Source organism: Streptomyces brasiliensis (assembly GCF_014647875.1).
Classification (GTDB): domain Bacteria; phylum Actinomycetota; class Actinomycetes; order Streptomycetales; family Streptomycetaceae; genus Streptomyces; species Streptomyces brasiliensis.
This window is the reverse complement of the sequence record NZ_BMQA01000073.1, coordinates 12,603-30,248: the sequence shown is the minus strand read 5'-3', so window position 1 is coordinate 30,248 and position 17,646 is coordinate 12,603. Positions and strand designations below refer to the sequence as shown.

Annotated in this window: 17 protein-coding genes and 2 pseudogenes; 10 read left to right on the top strand and 9 right to left on the bottom strand. The window is 70.7% G+C overall.

The genetic code is table 11. The features are described from left to right. Positions 1-474: 474 nt before the first annotated feature. Positions 475-1,245, bottom strand: coding sequence for a FadR/GntR family transcriptional regulator (locus IEZ19_RS42985; protein ID WP_229841500.1), 771 nt, complete (start codon positions 1,243-1,245; stop codon positions 475-477). A 209-nt stretch (positions 1,246-1,454) separates the two neighbouring features. Between IEZ19_RS42985 and IEZ19_RS42980 the strand changes: the two genes are divergently transcribed. After that, entirely contained in the window at positions 1,455-2,657 is a 1,203-nt protein-coding gene (locus IEZ19_RS42980; protein WP_268248754.1) for a CaiB/BaiF CoA transferase family protein, read from the top strand. A 61-nt stretch (positions 2,658-2,718) separates the two neighbouring features. Here IEZ19_RS42980 and IEZ19_RS42975 read toward each other — a convergent pair whose 3' ends face one another. From IEZ19_RS42975 to IEZ19_RS42965, 3 genes are all read right to left on the bottom strand, one after another. Then, positions 2,719-3,831 (bottom strand): acyl-CoA dehydrogenase family protein, encoded by a 1,113-nt coding sequence (locus IEZ19_RS42975; protein WP_189316843.1) that lies wholly within the window; start codon positions 3,829-3,831, stop codon positions 2,719-2,721. Between the two features lie 101 nt (positions 3,832-3,932). Beyond that, positions 3,933-5,120 carry an acyl-CoA dehydrogenase family protein gene (locus tag IEZ19_RS42970; RefSeq protein WP_189316842.1) on the bottom strand — a complete coding sequence of 396 codons (1,188 nt, stop codon included), beginning with the start codon at positions 5,118-5,120 and terminating at the stop codon, positions 3,933-3,935. A gap of 35 nt (positions 5,121-5,155) precedes the next feature. Then, on the bottom strand, positions 5,156-6,334 hold the full coding sequence (locus IEZ19_RS42965; protein ID WP_189316841.1) for a thiolase family protein: 1,179 nt from the start codon (positions 6,332-6,334) through the stop codon (positions 5,156-5,158). Between the two features lie 171 nt (positions 6,335-6,505). Here IEZ19_RS42965 and IEZ19_RS52785 point away from each other — a divergent pair, with 171 nt between their 5' ends. The 4 genes from IEZ19_RS52785 to IEZ19_RS42950 all read left to right on the top strand — a co-directional run bounded on the left by IEZ19_RS52785 (position 6,506) and on the right by IEZ19_RS42950 (position 9,214). Continuing rightward, positions 6,506-6,631, top strand: coding sequence for a hypothetical protein (locus IEZ19_RS52785; RefSeq protein ID WP_268248752.1), 126 nt, complete (start codon positions 6,506-6,508; stop codon positions 6,629-6,631). Positions 6,632-6,633: 2 nt separating this feature from the next. Beyond that, positions 6,634-6,939, top strand: coding sequence for an enoyl-CoA hydratase/isomerase family protein (locus IEZ19_RS42960; protein ID WP_189316840.1), 306 nt, complete (start codon positions 6,634-6,636; stop codon positions 6,937-6,939). A gap of 93 nt (positions 6,940-7,032) precedes the next feature. Then, positions 7,033-8,163, top strand: a complete 1,131-nt coding sequence (locus tag IEZ19_RS42955) for an acyl-CoA dehydrogenase family protein (RefSeq protein WP_308429078.1) — start codon at positions 7,033-7,035, stop codon at positions 8,161-8,163. A 52-nt stretch (positions 8,164-8,215) separates the two neighbouring features. Next, a complete protein-coding gene (locus IEZ19_RS42950) occupies positions 8,216-9,214 on the top strand; it encodes an enoyl-CoA hydratase-related protein (RefSeq protein WP_229841499.1) in 999 nt (332 codons plus the stop codon). On the opposite strand, the gene IEZ19_RS53910 is transcribed toward IEZ19_RS42950, so the two are convergent. From IEZ19_RS53910 to IEZ19_RS42930, 4 genes are all read right to left on the bottom strand, one after another. Beyond that, complete coding sequence (locus IEZ19_RS53910) at positions 9,127-9,546, bottom strand: aldehyde dehydrogenase family protein (RefSeq protein ID WP_373297143.1); 420 nt, start codon at positions 9,544-9,546, stop codon at positions 9,127-9,129. The two genes, IEZ19_RS42950 and IEZ19_RS53910, sit on opposite strands and share 88 nt — an antisense overlap. 252 nt (positions 9,547-9,798) lie before the next feature. Further along, positions 9,799-10,278: a PaaI family thioesterase gene (locus IEZ19_RS42940; RefSeq protein WP_189316838.1), complete on the bottom strand. Its 480-nt coding sequence runs from the start codon at positions 10,276-10,278 to the stop codon at positions 9,799-9,801. A 32-nt stretch (positions 10,279-10,310) separates the two neighbouring features. Then, complete coding sequence (locus IEZ19_RS42935) at positions 10,311-11,291, bottom strand: NAD(P)H-dependent flavin oxidoreductase (protein WP_189316837.1); 981 nt, start codon at positions 11,289-11,291, stop codon at positions 10,311-10,313. Between the two features lie 42 nt (positions 11,292-11,333). Next, a complete protein-coding gene (locus tag IEZ19_RS42930; RefSeq protein WP_189316836.1) occupies positions 11,334-12,242 on the bottom strand; it encodes an SDR family NAD(P)-dependent oxidoreductase in 909 nt (302 codons plus the stop codon). Between the two features lie 294 nt (positions 12,243-12,536). On the opposite strand from IEZ19_RS42930, the pseudogene IEZ19_RS53215 reads away from it, so the two are divergent. After that, a pseudogene (locus IEZ19_RS53215) lies at positions 12,537-13,436 on the top strand (ATP-binding cassette domain-containing protein); the annotation flags it as partial. Positions 13,437-13,716: 280 nt separating this feature from the next. On the opposite strand, the gene IEZ19_RS42915 reads toward IEZ19_RS53215, so the two are convergent. Further along, the gene (locus IEZ19_RS42915; RefSeq protein ID WP_189316834.1) at positions 13,717-14,931 is read right to left on the bottom strand and encodes a CaiB/BaiF CoA transferase family protein; all 1,215 of its coding nucleotides are present in this window, start codon (positions 14,929-14,931) and stop codon (positions 13,717-13,719) included. Between the two features lie 117 nt (positions 14,932-15,048). On the opposite strand from IEZ19_RS42915, the pseudogene IEZ19_RS53905 reads away from it, so the two are divergent. The 4 genes and pseudogenes from IEZ19_RS53905 to IEZ19_RS54290 all read left to right on the top strand — a co-directional run. After that, positions 15,049-15,723 (top strand): annotated as a pseudogene (locus IEZ19_RS53905) (SDR family NAD(P)-dependent oxidoreductase); the annotation flags it as partial. A gap of 38 nt (positions 15,724-15,761) precedes the next feature. Next, positions 15,762-15,962 carry a hypothetical protein gene (locus IEZ19_RS51780; RefSeq protein WP_229841498.1) on the top strand — a complete coding sequence of 67 codons (201 nt, stop codon included), beginning with the start codon at positions 15,762-15,764 and terminating at the stop codon, positions 15,960-15,962. A 198-nt stretch (positions 15,963-16,160) separates the two neighbouring features. Then, a complete protein-coding gene (locus IEZ19_RS52780) occupies positions 16,161-16,526 on the top strand; it encodes an AMP-binding protein (protein WP_308429077.1) in 366 nt (121 codons plus the stop codon). Then, the gene (locus IEZ19_RS54290; RefSeq protein ID WP_268248751.1) at positions 16,490-17,530 is read left to right on the top strand and encodes an AMP-binding protein; all 1,041 of its coding nucleotides are present in this window, start codon (positions 16,490-16,492) and stop codon (positions 17,528-17,530) included. The genes IEZ19_RS52780 and IEZ19_RS54290 overlap by 37 nt, the downstream gene beginning before the upstream one ends. Positions 17,531-17,646 lie beyond the last annotated feature (116 nt).

Here is a 17,646-nt window from a genome sequence, read left to right as displayed (position 1 = left end):
GGCCCTTCCCAGCCCGCCGCCCCGCGACTCATCCCGGCTGGTACTACGACCTCTGCTGACCTCTGCCCGGTCAGACAGCACCTTCCGGCGCTGCCCGTCGGCGCGGCGACGTCTTCAGCACAACCGACACCCGGACAGACCTCCCCAGGTAAGAACGATCACTGTCCCTGGATCCCCGCCGCGTTTACGCACTGGCCTTCTTGGCAGTGACGGGCTTCACCTTCTCGTGCAGGCTCACCCGACCAGCACGCCTCATACGCGGTTCGTGTTCCTCGGTACCCAGGTCTCGCCTCGGGCTTCCTCCAGACCCCATCTCACGATGACGCCCTTGCCTCCGGCTCGGGGTTAGCACCACCTCTTCCCCCAGGGGACTTCCACCCCCAAGCAATCGCCCATGCTGGGCACACACGAGAACGACCCCGGCGTGCACGCCGGGGTCGTCGGAGATGTGTGGAACGTCGTCGAGCAGCGCTGTCAGCTCATGAGGTCCAGGACGGTGGTCACGTCCGGCCGCAGGAGGTAGTCGCGGGCCTCGGTCAGATGCTTGCGCCAGACCTCCTCGGCGCCGGACTGCACCCCGGCCTCGATGAGGTCGACGACCCGGTGGTGAGCTCGTAGGCCCAGGCTCATGCCGGTCTCCTCTGGCGTGGCGACCTTCGACTCCACCCACTCCAGGTTGGCTCGGTCGATGATGTGCTGGACCATGCCGGTCAGGACCCGCAGCGTCTGGTTGCCCGTGAGCTCGACAAGCAGGGCGTGGAAGGCGGTGTGCGTGCGGATGGCGACCATCGGCACATGTGCGGTGGCCTCGTGCTCCTCGAGTGCCGCCCGTAGCCGCTGCACGTCCTGGTCTGTCCGTCGCCCCGCGAGCAGGCCCACGATCGGCGGCTCAAGGAGGATCCGGGCCTCGTACACGTCCGCCAGGGTGGTCCCACGGTGCTCGAGGACGAACCCGGCGTAGCGCGCCGCGACGTCGATGTTCGGCACCTGGACACGCGCGCCGCCGTGCGCGCCGCGACGGACGGTGATCAGCGACTCGGACTCGAGTACGCGCAAGGCCTCGCGCAGGGTGGGTCGGGAGACGCCGAACCGCTCCAACAGCTCGGCCTCCGACGGGAGGGCCTCGCCCTCGGCGAGTTGACCCCGTACGATCTGTCGACGCAACTGGTTCGCGATCAGCTCCGCCATTTTCGGCAGGCGCGGTGGCTGCAGGCTCCCGACACGCACGGCCCCAAGCTCGCTCACTGCCTCTCCCCCTCGGGTCGTACTCACGATGAACGTTAGTTGAGTAGTTTAGTTTACCCGATCCCTGTTTCGCCTGCGTTCAAGACCTGGGGACAGGTGGCTTCGGCCGCCTCGCTGCCTTGCCCTCACTTTCTCGCCGCAGTCATAATACCGAATGATCTATCTGAATCGCCCTGGGTTGTACGCCGCCGTTCGCCCTGGGGCCGCGCGTGTCATCCGCTGACCGCTCCGGCGCCGCATCCGCCCCTTACGGGCCACTATGCGGGATCAAGGTCATCGAGCTCGCCGGCATGGGCCCGGGCCCGTACGCCGCGATGCTGCTGGCGGACATGGGGGCGGACGTCATCCGGATCGACCGCCCCGGCCCGGTCAAGGGCTCACCCGAGCTCTACGCCCTGGCCCGCGGTCGACGCTCGGTCGCCGTCGACATGAAGCGCCCGGAGGGCCTGGACACCCTGCTGGACCTCGTCGTGAGCGCGGACGTGATACTCGAGGGGTTCCGTCCCGGGGTCGCGGAGCGACTCGGCTTCGGGCCCGACGTCTGCCACGGGCGCAACGAGCGCCTCGTCTATGCGCGGATGACGGGCTGGGGTCAGGAGGGGCCACTGGCCCACATGGCGGGTCACGACCTCAACTACCTCGGCCTGACCGGCGCGCTCACTCTGCTGCAGCGCTCGACGGACACGCGTCCGCCCAGCCCTCCCGGCTTCATCGCGGATTTCGGCGGGGGTGGGCTGATGATGGCCTTCGGCATCGTCAGCGCGGTCCTCGAGGCCCAACGGTCGGGCCGGGGACAGGTCATCGACGCCGCGATGGTCGACGGGGTCGCCTCCCTCACCACCCTGATCTACGCGATGACCGCCCAGGGCCGCTGGCACCTCGACCAACCGGGCACGAACTTCTGCGACGGCGGCTCGCCCTACTACAACACCTACGAGACCGCGGACGGGCGCTACCTCGCAGTCGCCCCGATCGAGCCACAGTTCTACGCGATCATGGTCGAGAAGTTGGGCCTGGCGCTCGAGACCCTGCCGGACCGCGACGATCCGTCGAACTGGCCTGCCCTGACGGAGCTGTTCGCCGGTATCTTCCGCGGCGAGACCCGCGACCACTGGGCGTCCCTGTTCGACGGCACCGACGCCTGCGTCACCCCGATCCTCACCTTCGCCGAGGCTCGCTCCCACCCGCACAACGCAGCACGCGGGACCATCGTCGAGGAGTTCAACGTGATCCAGCCCGCGCCCGCGCCGCGGCTGAGCCGCACCCCCGCGGCCATCACCCAACCGCCCGCGGTGCCCGGTCGCGAGTCCCGGGACGTCCTCCTGGACTGGGGCCTGTCCGCGGACCGTGTCGAGGAGCTCATCGAATCCGGCACGGTGGTCGACCGCGCGGAGCAGCCCGCCGGGCGCTGAACCCGACGTGCCGGAGCCCCGGAGACGTGGTCCTCGGGGCTCCGGCACGAGTGGCGCGGGATCAGATCCCGATGCGCTCCGCGACGATCCGACGGTGCAGGTCCGAGCCACCGAGCAGCGCCTGCGAGCTCTTGGCGCGCTTGAGGTACAGGTGCGCCGGGTGCTCCCAAGTGAAGCCGATGCCACCGTGGATCTGGATGTTGTCCCCCGCCGCGGACAGATAGGCGTCCACGCAGTGCGCCTTGACCATCGGGGCGACGACCGAGGTGTCCTCGTGCCCGGTGGCCGCGGCCCACAGCGCGTAGTACACGGCCGAGCGGGAGGACTCCAGCTCCACGAGCATGTTCGCGCACATGTGCTTGATGGCCTGGAAGGAGCCGATGGGGCGGCCGAACTGCTCACGCACCTTGGCGTACTCGACCGACATGTCGAGGACGCGTCCGCTGCCGCCAAGTGCGTCGGCCGCGAGGGCGATGCGGGTGAGGTCCAGCATCCGCTCGACGGCGGCGGCCGCATCCGTCGAGACGAGGCGGGTGGCGGGGGTCCCGCCGAACGTCAGGCGGGCCAGCTTCCGCGTCTGGTCCATCGTCGGCAGCGGGGTGCGGTCAAGGCCTTCGGCCGAGGACTCGACGGCGAAGACGCCGATCCCGTCCTCGGCCCGGGCGACGACCAGCACGAGGTCGGCCGCCGCACCGTCCACGACGAAGGACTTGTGCCCGTCGAGCACCCATCCCTCGCCCTCGCGTCGCGCCGCGAGCCTGACCTCACCGCTCTCCCACGATCCGGAGTCCTCGGCGAGCGCCACGGTCGCGACCGTGTCTCCGCTGGCCAGGCCGGGCAGCCACCGCTCGCAGGCCTCGGTGTCACCGAGAGCGAGGAACAGCTGCGGGGCCATCACCGCCGAGGCGAGGAAGGGCGAGACCGTCAGCGCGCGCCCCATCTCCTCGAGCACGATCCCGAGCTCGACAAAGGTGAACCCCGCACCGCCGTACTCCTCCGGCACGGCGAGACCCTGCAGACCCTGCTCCGCGCCCATCCGCTTCCACAGCTGTCGGTCGAAGCCCGCGGGCTCGGCCATCTGGGCCCGCACCGCCGTCTCGCCGGCGCGCTCGGAGAGGAACTCCCGCAACACGCCCTGCAGCGTGGTCTGCTCCGCGTTGAGTGCGAAATCCACTGCGACTCATCCCTTCCGGAAGGGGTTCGTCCCGGGCACGCCGCAGTGCTCGGGGGTGTCATGTGACCTGCTCATGGGCTCGGTCGAATCGATTCGCGTGCTCACGAGGGCCGCGGTTCGCGAGGCAGGCCGAGGGTGCGCTCGCTGAGCACGTTGAGCTGCACCTGGGTGGTCCCGCCGAAGATCGACTCGGCCCGTGTGCCGAGGAACACCTGCTGCAGCCGGTTCAGGGAGTAGTCCGCGCCGACCAGCTCGCTCGCAGCGTCCTGAGCCCGCATCGCGGTCTCCCCGATCCGCGTGTGCGCCCGGCTCGCGAATACCTTGCTGAGCGACGCCTGCGTGGTCGGGTCGGTGGTGCTACCGCCCTTGATCGCCGACATCAGCCGCCGCCCATTCCACTCCATGATCCGGGCGTCCGTCCAGGCCTGGACGAGGTCCTGGCGCAGCGCGGCATCCGGGGTGCGGCCGTTCGCCTTGGCGGCCTCGATGATCTCCCGAACCTCGTGCTGGACGCGCAGGTGCTCGGCGAGCAGCGTGGTACCGCGCTCGGTGCCGAGCGCGCCCATCGCCACGCCCCAGCCCCCGTTGACCTCGCCGACGACGAGATCGGCGCGCGTGCGCGCCTCGTTGAAGAAGACCTCGCAGAAGTCGTCCCCGCCGAGGGAGTTGCGGATCCACCGGACGTCCACCCCGGGCTGGTCCACCGGCACGACGAGCATCGAGATGCCCTTGTGCCGTGGGGCCTCCGGATCGGTGCGGCAGAGCACGTACATCCAGTCCGCGTAGCCGCCGTGGGAGGTCCACACCTTCTGCCCGTCGATGACCCACTCGTCACCGTCGCGGCGGGCGCGGGTGCGCAGTCCGGCCAGGTCGGAGCCGTTGCTCGGCTCGCTGAAGCCCTGGCCCCACAGCTCCTCGACCCGGGTGATCGGCGGCAGGAAGCGGGCCTTCTGCTCGGCGGTCCCGGAGTGCAGCAGCGTGGGGCCGAAGAGGTCCTGCCCCTGGGTGGTCGCCCGGAACGGCGGGTCCGCCCGCGCGTACTCCAGCTGGAAGATCAGCTGCTGGTCCACCGTCGCGTCCCGGCCGCCGTACTCGTGGGGCCAGCCCATGCAGAGCCAGCCGCCGGCCGCGAGCTCGCGGTCCCAGGCCAGCCGCAGGTCCCACGCCTCGGCGTCCCAGGAGAAGCCGACCCCGCGGTGGCGCGCGAACTCCCCCACCACGTGCTCGTCCAGCCAGGTCCGCACCTCCTCCTGGAAGTCGGCGAGCTCCGGGCTGAGTGACAGGTCCACTGTGACGTATCCTCCAGTCGATCGGGGCCGACGCGCTACAGCCGCTCGATGATCGTGCCGGTGCCCTGCCCGCCGCCCACACACATGGTGACCAGGCCGTAGCGGCCGCCGGTGCGCTCGAGCTCGTTCAGGGCCTTGGTCAGCAGGATGCCGCCGGTCCCGCCCAGCGGGTGCCCCAGCGCGATCGCGCCGCCGTTGACGTTGACCTGCTCCATGTCCGCCTTGGTCTCCTGCGCCCAGGCCAGCACGATCGACGCGAACGCCTCGTTGACCTCGACGACGTCGATGTCCTCGAGCGTGAGCCCGGTGCGCTCCAGCAGGGCCTGGGTGGCCGGGATGGGTCCGGTGAGTGTGAGCACCGGGTCGCTGCCCACCAGCAGGCTGTCGACGACCCGCGCCCGCGGCCGCAGCCCCAGCTCGGCGGCCTTGGCCTCGGTCGTCAGCACCAGGGCCGAGGCCCCGTCCGAGATCTGCGACGACGTGCCGGCGGTGTGCACGCAGCCGCCGGGGCGGTCCGGCAGGTTCAGCCGCAGCCCGGCGAGCGACTCCAGGGTGGTCGGGCGCGGGCCCTCGTCCACAGCGACCGTCTTCGTACCGACGACCACGCCGCTCTCGTCCACCACCGGCGTCTCGACCGGGACGATCTGGGACTCGAACCGGCCCTCGGCGATGGCGCGGGCCGCCCGCTCCTGGGAGGTGACGGCGAACTGCTCGGCGTCCTCGCGGGTCACCCCCCACTTCTCCGCGATCCGCTCGACCGCCTCGAACTGGGTGACGATCTCGTACCGCTCCTCGTACCGCGGCGTGCGCGGGGTACCCAGCTCCGGCAGCCCCGACGACCCCATCGGGACCTGGTTCATCGACTCGACGCCGCCCGCGACGGCGACGTCCGTGACCCCGCTCGAGACGAGGCCGTAGGCGAGGGTGAAGGCCTGCTGCGACGACCCGCACTGCGTGTGCACGGTGAACGCGGCCGTCCGGTGGTCGAGCCCCGCCGCCAACCAGGCGCTACGGGTGACGTTCCCGGACTGCATCCCGACCTGGCTCACGCAGCCGCCCGCCACTTGGCCGACCAGCGCGGAGTCGATCCCCGTCCGGTCGACGGCCGCCTTCAGCACGTCCGCGAAGAGATCAGGGGAAGGGTAGTGGGACAGCCCACCCCGCTTCTTCCCGACGGCGGAACGGGCGGCTTCGACGATCACCACGTCGGACATGTGTCTCCTCACCGGCAGGCTCGATGGCGACTCGGAGGTGTCCGTCGGAACGGCCGACTTGCGTGCTGACACCCTTACCATCTAGATGATAGAACTATACGGACGGTCGGCCGGGCGGGCAACGGCGGCCGACGAGGGCTCCAGAACCGGTCAACCGAAGGAAAGTGCCGCATGGGCGATCGCTGCGCCGACTTCCCGAGCCTCCGGCTCGAGCTCGACAAGCACGGGGTGATGCACCTGGTGCTGGAGGGGCCCTCGCTGAACTCGGTCGGTCCGCCGGCCTCGCCACTGAGATGATCATGCTGGGCAGCACGATCACGGGGGCCCGGGCCTATGAGGTGGGCCTGGCCAACCGCGTCTGCGACTCCCCCGAGGCGGTGCTGGAGCAGGCCCGCGCGCTCGCGGACGAGCTCGCCGCGGGCGCGGCGCTCGTCCCGCGGCGCACCAAGTCACTGCTGCGCGAGACCGCGGCCCTTACCGTCGCCGAGGGCATCGTCCGGGAGCGGGCGGCTGCCACGGACCTGCAGGCGAGCGCAGACGGCCAGGAGGGCTTCCGGGCCTTCGTGGAGCGCCGGGCGCCCTGGTTCGGCAAGGAGCGTACGTAGTGGACATCGTGTACCCCCCGGAGGCGGAGGAGCTGCGCACCGAGGTACGCGCCTTCCTCGCCCGCGAGCTGCCGAAGGACTTCCTTCCCGGGGCTGGGCAAGCTGGACGACGCCGAGGCGCGCGAGTTCACCGCGTGGTGGCGCACCCGGCTCGCGGAGTCCGGCTACGTCGCCCCGGCCTGGCCGAAGGAGTACGGCGGCGCCGGGCTGGACAAGCTCGGCCAGGTCGTCCTCGCGGAGGAGTTCGCGAAGGCCGAGGTCCCGCCGTACGGCATCAACGACAACTTCTCGATCAAGATGATCGGGAACCTGCTGCTGCGCTTCGGCACGGACGAGCAGAAGCGGCACTTCCTCCCCCGGATCGTCAGCGGCGAGGACAAGTGGTGCCAGGGCTTCTCGGAGCCGGGCGCCGGCTCGGACCTGGCCGGGCTGCGCACCCGGGCCCGGCTCGTCGACGGCGAGTGGGTCATCGACGGACAGAAGATCTGGACCTCCGACGCCCGGACGGCCAACTGGATCTTCGTGATGACCCGCACGGATCCGGAGGCCCAGCGGCACAAGGGCATCTCGATGCTCCTGGTGCCGATCGACCAGCCCGGCATCACCATCCGCCCCATCCGCACCATGGTCGGCGGCTCGAGCTTCAACGAGACCTTCTTCGACGGCGCCCGCACCGCCGAGGAGAACATCGTCATCGGCCCGAACCAGGGCTGGCAGGCCGCGATGGCGCTGCTGGGCCTGGAGCGCGGCGACGAGGTGGCCACCAACCCGATCTTCTTCGGCGCGGAGGTCGACCGGCTCATCGCCTTGGCGAAGGAGCGGGGCCGCTCCGGCGACGACAAGGTACGCAACGAACTCGTGAAGGCCTACACGCGAACCCAGATCATGCGCTATCTCGGCTTCCGCACGCTCACCGGCTGGCTGAAGGGCGAGGTCCCCGGCCGGGACGCCTCGGTGTCCAAGCTCTTCTGGAGCGAGCACCACAAGGTCACCACCGACCTGGGCGTGAGCCTGCTCGGGGCGGACGCGCTCGCCCCGACCGGCCGCAAGCCGATCCGGCACTACCGCGCGGACGACCCCGGCGCGCCGAACTCGTCGGCCTCCTGGGTCGACACCTGGATGGCCGCGATCTCCGGCACGATCTACGCCGGGACGTCCCAGGTCCAGCGGAACATTCTCGCCGAGTCGGTGCTCGGCCTGCCCAAGGAGGCGCGCCCGAAATGACGGAGGCACCCATGACCGAGACCACCCCGGCGAGGACCTCGTCCTGCGCGAGGTGACCGACGGCGTCGCGATCCCGCGGTTCAACCGGCCGGACCGCAACAACTCCTGGTCGGTCCCGATGGAGCTGAAGTACTACCGGCTGTTGAAGGAGTGCGAGCAGGACCCGGAGGTCCGGGTCATCGTGGTGACCGGCCAGAGGCGTGCGTTCTGCCCCGGCATGGACACGCAGGCCCTCTCTGACCAGGTCGGCGACCCAACCCTGACCACCCACCCGCACAAGCGGGAGCCGGTCACCCTGCCGCGCACGATCCGCAAGCCGATCATCGCGGCGATCAACGGGGCCTGCGCGGGCATCGGGCTGATCGCCGCGATGAACTGCGACCTGCGGTTCCTGTCCAGCAAGGCCAAGGCGACCACCGCCTTCGCCCAGCGCGGGATCATGGCCGAGCACGGCCTGGCTTTCGCCCTGACCCGGGTGATGAGCACGTCACAGGCGCTGGACCTGTTGTTCTCCGGGCGGATCGTGATGGGCCAGGAGGCCCTCGAGCTGGGCCTGGTGGATCGCGTCTACGAACCCGAGGAGCTCCTCCCGGCGACGCTGGATTATGCCCGCGGCCTGGCGGCGACCAGCTCCCCCGCGGCCATGGGGATCATGAAGCAGCAGGTCTACGAGGCGTTGGAGAGCACCCACGACGAGGCCCGCACGTTGGCCATCCGCTGGTGGTACACGGTGCTGCGCCGGCACCACGACTTCAAGGAGGGAGGGCGTGACCTCGCACCTCGAGAAGCGCCCGCCCGCGTTCGCGCCGTGGGACCCCGCGGCCCCCACGGTCCCGGACCCGCTGCCCACAGACTGAACGAGCGCGCCCGCGAGCCGCCGGAACACGGTTCCCCGGATCCCGGGTTCGAAGACCGCACGAGAGAGTACAGCCCTGGGACGACTGAGCGGGAAGGTTGCACTCATCACCGGCGCGGCCCGCGGGCAGCCCGGCCTCGACCACCAGCCGCGCCAGGTACACCGAGGTCAGCGGGGTCAGCTCGGAGGGCTTGACACCATCGTGTTGCCCGCCACCAGACGCGGCGGGTGAGCTGGGTGAGCGGCGCGTTCCATGGGGTGAAGTGCGCGACCACCCCGAACGGCTCGCGCCGGGTGCAGGCAAAGGTCCCGCTCGCCTGCGGGAGCGTCTCACCGTGGATCTTGTCCGCAAGCCCGGCACAGCACTCGAAGTACCGGGCGCTGCCCGCGATGTCCGTGCGGGCCTGCGAGACCGGCTCGCCCGAGTCGATGCTCTCCAGCCGGGCCAGCAAGTCGGCGTCCCGACGGATCAGCGCCGCGACCGCCGCGAGCAGTCGCTCCACTCGACCGGCGCGAGCGCGGTCCACTGCCCGAAGGCCTCGTGCGCGTCCGCCACGGCCCGCGCGACCAGGTCCGCGGGCGTGACCTCGAACCGGCCGACGACGCCGCCGGTGGCCGGGTCGTCGACCTCGAGGACGGTCCCCCGCCGGGGCCGGAGAACTCCCCACCGATGTGCGCGGTGAGCACCTACGGCAGGCGCGCGGCCTCGACCGCCTCGGCCCTGAACGTCGTCGTCACCCTCGTGCTCCCGTGCACTCGTGGTTCGTCGGTGTCCGCTGTCAGGAGGCGGGGGTCCTCTCGACCGCCCCAACGCGCGGGCGCTCGCCGGAGGCGCTGATCGTCAGCACCGCCTCGGCGAGGATCCGTCCGTCGTGGGTCACCACCTGCGAGCGGGAGAAGTTGAGCCGCCGCCCCCGCTTGACGCAGGTGCCTTCGACCAGTACCTCCGGCTCCCCTGGTGCGACGCCCATGTACTGCACGGTCATGGACACCGTGGTGAACCGGCTCCCGAGGTTGTAGTCGTGTCCGGCGGCGACGCAGCCGCCGCCGACCGAGTCGAGAGCGGTGGCCAGGACGCCGCCATGGAACAAGCCGTCGTGTGCGGAGAGCTTGTCCTGGTACTTCAGCCTGCCCCGCACGAAACCAGGCTCCCAGTCGACGATCTCCAGACCGATCTCCCGGTTGAACGGCACGTGCCGGCTCCAGTGCTCCCGGAACCAGGCGTCCCGGGCGCTCATCTCCTCGGCCGTCAGCGTCACGTCTCGCTCCCTTCCTCGGTGATCCCGCGCGGTCAGGCCGCGCGCACGCTCACCGTCGCACTCACACCGCTGATCAACTCCTGGGCCTCAGCGACCATCCGGGAGACCAGCTCGGCGCAGGTGGGTATGTCGTGGATCAGGCCGACGACCAGACCCGCGGTCCAGATCCCCGCCTCGACGTCGCCGGTCTCGTAGACCGTGCGGCCGCGGGCACCGGCGACCAGCTCGCGGACGTCCTCGAACACGCCGCCTTCGTTGAGGATCCGGACGACCTCGGTGCTGACGCTGTTCTTGGCCACCCGCGCGGTATTGCGCAGCGTGCGCAGGATCAGGTCGGTCTGCAGCTCGTCCGAGTCGACCATGGCCTGCTTGACGTTCTCATGGATGGGCGCCTCGACTGTGCACATGAACCGGGTGCCCATGTTGACGCCCTCGGCACCGAGCATGAGGGCGGCGGCCAAGCCGCACCCGTCCCCGATACCGCCCGATGCGATGATCGGTATGTACAGCGCGCGGCGGACCGCGGGGACCAGCACGAGGTTGGTGACGTCGTCCTCACCGGGGTGCCCAGCGCACTCGAAGCCGTCCACACTGACCACGCTGACGCCGACGTCCTGCGCCTTGAGGGCGTGCCGGACGCTCGTGCACTTGTGGATGACCTTGATGCCAGAGTCGTTGAAGATCGACATGAACTGTTGCGGGTTCGAGCCTGCGGTCTCGACCATGGTGATCCCGCAGTCCGCGATGACCTGGGCGTACTCCCGGTACGGCATCGGCCGGATGGACGGCAGCACGGTCAGGTTCACGCCGAACGGCTTGTCCGTCATGTCCCGACACCGCGCAATCTCCTTGCGCAGGTCCTCGGGGGTGGGCTGGGTGAGCGCGGTGATCATGCCGATCGCGCCGGCGTTCGCGACGGCGGAGACCAGCTCCGCGGTCCCCACCCACTGCATGCCGCCCTGGACGATGGGGTGGTCCACCCCGAACAGTTCCGTCACCCGGTTGCGGATCATCGGAAGAGCCTCTCTTCAGACAAAGAGCGAGGAAGGGGTAGATCAGGAACGACGGTAGGCGCGACCCAGCGGGGCCGCCCCATACATCTGGGGCATGGCGGAGACCAGCTCCTCCGGGGTGAGAGCCTCGCCCGAGGCACTGGCGTACTCCCCCTCGATGGCCCAGCCGGTGAGGCGCTGGACCTTGTCCCCGTCCACACGCAGCACCTGCCCGGTCAGCCAACCGGCGGCGTCCGAGGCGAGGTAGGCGACCACGCCGGAGGTGTTCGCGGGGTCGCGCGGATTGAACCCGTCGGACCGCGAGTCCGCCGCGACCTTCTCGATCCCCTGGGTCATCCGGGTGGCCGCGAGCGGGGACACGGCGTTCGCGGTGACGTTGTAGCGAGCCATCTCAATCGCAGTGATCTGGGTCAGCGAGACGATGCCCGCCTTGGCGGCACCGTAGTTGGCTTGGCCGGCGTTGCCGAACAGGCCGGTCCCGGAGGTGGTGTTGACGATGCGGCCGCTGACTGGCTGCCCGAGCTTGGACTGCTCGCGCCAGTACGCACAGGCGTGCCGGGTGAGCGCGAACGTGCCCTTGAGATGGACGGCGATGACCGCGTCGAACTCCTCCTCAGACATCGAGAAGAGCATCCGGTCCCGCACGATGCCGGCGTTGTTGACCACGATGTCCAGCCGGCCGAACTCCTTGGCCGTCGAGCGCACCAACTCCTCGACCCCGGACCAGTCGCTGACCGACGTGCCGTCCGTGGTGGCGGTGCCGCCCGCCGCGGTGATCTCCTTGACGACCTCGTCCGCGGGGCTCTCCGCGGACGACTCGCCGTGCAGCCCGGCGCCGATGTCGTTGACGACGACCGTGGCCCCGGCCGCCGCGAGTGTGAGGCAATGGGCCCGGCCCAGCCCCCGGCCACCGCCGGTCACGATGGCGACCTTTCCGTCGAGCATGCCCATGTGCCGCGAACTCCTCATCGGGTCGGAGGGATTACCACTTCCGCGAGGCGCCCGGCGACCGGGGACCTGACGGCCCGGTCGGGGCAGCACCCGCTCCGACGGCGACCCTAGAGGGCAGATAAAAATATTTCAACTATCTGACTGTTTCCTGGGAGGGATCCCCCCGCTGTTTGCCTCCCGTGCTCGAATCGATCGTCGTCGCCGTGGACTGCGGAGGGATCGCCCGTGAGAGTGAGGCTCGAGCTTCAGCTGGAGGAGCTCCGCGCCGCGGAGGACGCGCAGGCCGCGGCCCGGATGGTCTGGACGATCATCTGCTGCGGGAAGGCAATGGTCTGCTTGTCCTTGAGCAGGGTGGGCAGCGTGTTGATCGCGGGCCAGGCGACGAGGGTGTCCGGGAAGAGCTTCGTCGGGTCCGCCGCCGCTTGCCCGCCCGGAACTCGGCCTGGATGTCGTCGGCCATCACCTTGCCCTGGGGGCCGGCCGCCGCCGACTGCAGCAGCAGGGGCTCGTGCCGATGGTCATCTTCGAGGTCTGGGTGGCGGGCAGGGCCGCGAGGCCGCTCTCGGCGATTTACGCGAAGACCGTGACGGCCGCGCTGCAGCAGGCCAAGGACATTCCGATGTCCTCGGTGATGCTGCCGTGGACGCCGAGCAACCCAGGCCCGGGCACGTTCGCGCGGGTGTCGAACCCGCACATCTTCCTGAGCACCGCGCAGAACGGGAAGCTCATGCTGGCCATGCCGGAGCCGGTCGACGTCAACGCCCTGCTCACCTGACCGGCCCGCACGGAGGGATCCCAATGCCCACACTCGTCGAGACCCGCGACCTCTCCGCGGGCTACCTGGGGAACGCGGTAGTGCGCGGCCTCGACCTCACCGTCGGCCCCGGCGAGGTCGTGGCCCTGCTGGGCGGCAACGGCACCGGCAAGACCACGCACTGGCTGACCATCGCTGGTGACCTGCCGCCGATCTCCAGCGAGGTCCGGATGCGGGACGAGGCCACCGAGACGCCGCTGCACCGCAGGGCACGGCGGGCGCTCGGCCTGATCACCGAGGAGCGCTCGGTGTTCATGGGCCTGACCGCGCGCGAAAACCTGCGGGTCGGCCGAGTGGACTCCGAGCGGGTGGTGGCGCTGTTCCCGGAGCTGGCGGACAAGCTCGACACCCGGGCCGGGCTGCTGTCCGAGGGTGGGCGGCAGATGCTCACCCTCGGCCGCGCCCTCGCGCGCGATCCGGCCCTGCTCCTCGCCGACGAGCTCAGCCTCGGGCTCACCCCGCTCGTCGTCGACCGACTGCTGCACGCGGTGCGGGAGGCGGCCGACACCAGCGTCGGCGTGCTGTTCTTGGAGCGGCACGTGAGTAAGGGCCTGCCTGCTGTGGCACGGCCGCGTCGAGCTCGCATGCTCGGCCGCCGAGGCCGCGGACCGGATGGTCGAGATCGAACAGAGCTACCTCGGGTGACGAGGGGGCGGCTGTTCAGCGACCCGCCTGGACGGCCGCCCCGCTCTCCCGCAGGGCGGCCAGGTCCCCGCTCTCGAACCCTAGCTCGGCCAGCACGGCCTCGGTGTGCTCGCCCAGCCCCGGGATCGCGCCCATCCGCAGCTCACGACCCCGGATCACCGGCGGTGGCAACAGGGCCTCGACCGGCCCGCCGGGCGAGTCGACCTCCCGCCAGCGGTTCCGCGTGGTGAGGTGCGGGTGCGCCAGCACGGCGGTTGGGGTGTTGTACCGGGAGTTCCCGATGCCTGCCGCGTCCGCGGCGGCCTGGATCGCGTCCGCCGTGAGCCCCGCACACCACACCCCGATGGCCTGGTCCAGCTCCGCTCGCCGCGCCACGCGGTTCGGGTTGCGGCGCAGGCCCTCGTCCGCGGCGAGGTCGGGCCGGTCGATCATGACGGCCAGCCGCTGCCACTCGGTGTCGTTGGTGGTGCCGAGCACCACGGTGAACCCGTCCGCGGTCGCGAAGGCACCGTAGGGGGCGACGGCGGGCGAGCCCATCCCGACCGGCTGCTGCTCCACGCCGGAGTACTTCGTGTAGGTCAGCGCGTAGCCCATGAGCTCGGTCATGGTGTCGAACAGGCTCACCGACGCGGTGGTGCCCCGCGCGGTCCGGCCACGCTCGTAGAGGGCGGCCAGGATGGTGATGGCGCCGTAGAGTCCGGAGCACGCGTCCGCCATCGGCGGGCCGGGCTTGGCGGGCATGTCCTCCCACCCGGTGATCGCGCAGGCCCCGGACTCCGCCTGCACGAGCAGGTCGTAGGCCCGCTTGTGCGAGAGCGGCCCGCCGCCGCCGTAACCGCTGATCTCCACCGAGACCAGGTGCGGGTGCCGCTGGGCGAGCTGGTCCGGGTCCACGCCGAGCCGAGTGGTGGCACCCGGGGCGAGGTTGGAGACCAGGGCGTCCGCGCGGGAAAGCAGCCGGTGCAGCGCTTCCAGCCCGGCCTCCTGCTTGAGGTCGAGGGCCACGGACTCCTTGCCGCGGTTCAACCAGACGAAGTGGGCGGCCTGGCCGTGCACGACGTCGTCGTACTGCCGGGCGAAGTCCCCGCCGCGGGGGTTCTCGACTTTGATCACCCGGGCCCCAAGGTCCGCCAGGGTGCGCGAGCACAGCGGCGCGGCGACGGCCTGCTCGAGGGCGACGACGGTCACGCCGCTGAGCGGCCCGTCCAGGACTGAAGTGTTGGCATTCATCAGTTGAATACTTTAACGGAATCCGCCCCGGTCGGCGAGCACCGCTCATCCCACCTGTGGGAAACGGCGGCGCACCGCCCATAGACGAACCCACCACTTACATGTAAAACGTAACGCATGGCCCCCAGCACGGTCTCCGACACGAGCCCCCAAGAGGAAGCGGGGCGGTTCGCCGGCCGCGTCGCCATCGTGACCGGAGCGAGCCGGGGCATCGGCGCCGAGCCCGCCCGGGCGTTGGCCGCCGAGGGCGCCGCGGTCGCCTGTGCCGCCCGGACCATACAGGTCTGGAACGACCAGCTGCCCGGCACCATCCACGACACCGTCGACTCGATCCGCGCCGCAGGCGGGCGGGCGGTCGCGGTGCGCTGCGACCTCACGGTCGACGAGGACATCGTGGAGCTCGTGGCCGCCACCGAGCGGGAGCTCGGGCCCGTCGACCTGCTGGTCGACAACGCCGCCCTGACCGCGCCGGGCCGACCCCCCGCCGAGGGGGCGGCGCACCGGCCCGCTCCCCCGTCGGCCTCGGGCAGTGCCCCACCTGGGTTCCTCGGCTACCCACTCAAGGCGTTCCGCAGACACTTCGAGATCGACGTGTTCGCCGCCTACCGGCTGATGCAGCTCGTCCTGCCCGGCATGGTGGAGCGCGGTCGGGGCGCGATCCTCAACATCACCAGTGACGCCTCGCGACGGCCGGCGGAAGGCCCGTGGGAGAACCCCACCGGCACCACGCCCTTCGCCTACGGTGGGGCCAAGGCGGCCCTCGAGCATCTCACGCGTGCCGTCGCGTACGAGGTCGCGGCGCGGCGTACGGCGTGGGGGTCAACGCGCTCATGCCGTCCGCCCCGATCGCCACCCCGGGCCTGGCCGCCACCAACGCGGGCGAGATCGAGACGGCGTCGATGGCGGACTTCTGCGAGGCGGCGCTACGCCTGCTCGCGTCACCCGTCGACACGACGACCGGCCGGATCGCCTACAGCGAGGATGTTCTGCACCCCGAGCTCGGCGCCCGGGGTTGGCTGGGAGGAGTCTGAACCAACATGTGACAACCACAGATCATCGCCACCGGCCGACCGTTCGGCGAGGGCCCCGGCGGACTCCCGAACGGCGATCTCTTGGTCACCGGCGTCAGCGACGGCTGAAGCTGGCGCACCCGGCGGTGGTCTGGTGACCCTGGCGGTGATTGCTGTGACGAACCTCGCCGTCACCGTGCTCTACGACCTGCCGAGGCGCTGGTCGCCCAGTGGGAGCCCTCCCTCACCGACCTCCCGAGCTGGCAGACCACCGGCCTGTGCGGAACCGAGCCCACGACAGCGCTGCCGGACGAGTGCGAGGGCGACTTCATGCTCTATTCGTCCGGCACCACGGGGCGCCCCAAGGGGATCCGCCGTGAGGTGACGGCTGGCCCGATGGGCACCTATCCGCACAGCGCGCCGGAGCAGTGGCTGCGCTCCCTCGGCATGGTGGCGGAGGACGTCTACCTCTCCCCCGCCCCGCTGTACCACTCGGCACCCCTGGCCTGGTCCGAAGGGCCCAACGGATCGGTGGGTCCGTCGTGTGCATGGAGCGGTTCGACGCCGAGGCCGCGCTCGCGTTGATCGAGCGCCACCGGGCCACCCACGCGCAGTTCGTGCCCACGATGTTCGTGCGGATGCTCAAGCTGCCCGAGGAGGTCCGCAACCGGTACGACCTGTCGAGCCTGCGGCACGCGATCCACGCGGCGGCGCCGTGCCCGGTGGACGTCAAGCGGGCGATGATCGAGTGGTGGGGTCCGATCCTCTACGAGTTCTACTCGAGCACGGAGGGCATGGGCGCCACCGGGATCACCTCCGAGGAGTGGCTGCGCAAACCGGGCTCGGTCGGGAAGCCGCTCATGGGCACGCCGTACATCACCGACGACGACGGCAACCCGCTACACACCGGCGAGGTGGGCACGATCTGGTTCACCGGTGGCACGGCCTTCTCCTACCACGGTGACCCCGGCAAGACCGCCGCGTCCCACGACGACCGCGGCGGCACCTCGGTGGGCGACGTCGGCTACATCGACGAGGACGGCTACCTCTTTCTCAGCGACCGCCGCACGCACCTCATCATCTCCGGCGGGGTGAACATCTACCCGCAGGAGATCGAGGACGCGCTCGTGATGCACCCCAGGGTCGTCGACGTCGCCGTGGTCGGCGTCCCCGACCCGGAGATGGGCGAGCGGGTCGTGGCGCTCATACAACCCTGTCGACCCTGCGACGGCGGGTCCCGAGCTGGCCGACGAGCTGACCGCGTTCGCCCGAACGGTGCTGGCGGGCTACAAGATCCCCCGCGAGGTGCGGTACATCGACGTCCTGCCGCGCACCCCCACCGGCAAGCTACGCAAGCACCAGATCCGCGACAAGCTGCTCGCCGGGCGGTGACCCCCGTGGGGGCGCGCCGGAGGCCGGCGCGCCCCGCCGCTCACGGAGTGTCCAGCGCCTGCCAGCTCGCCCACCGGAACGGCACAGTGCCGCGCCCGGTGATGTTGCGCGGGCCTGCCGGACCCAGCGCTCCTCCCCACCCAGCTCTGCGAGGCAGCTCACCGTGCCCGCGGCGTGGTCCGGGCCGAGCACGTTGATCACGTGTCCCGCCACCAGCAGGATGCTCACCGGACTCTCGGCGAGTTACCCGGAGGGGAACTCCCGCAGCGCCTCCCGCCCGCGGGTGTCCCGCGTGACCCGGACGTCGGGCACG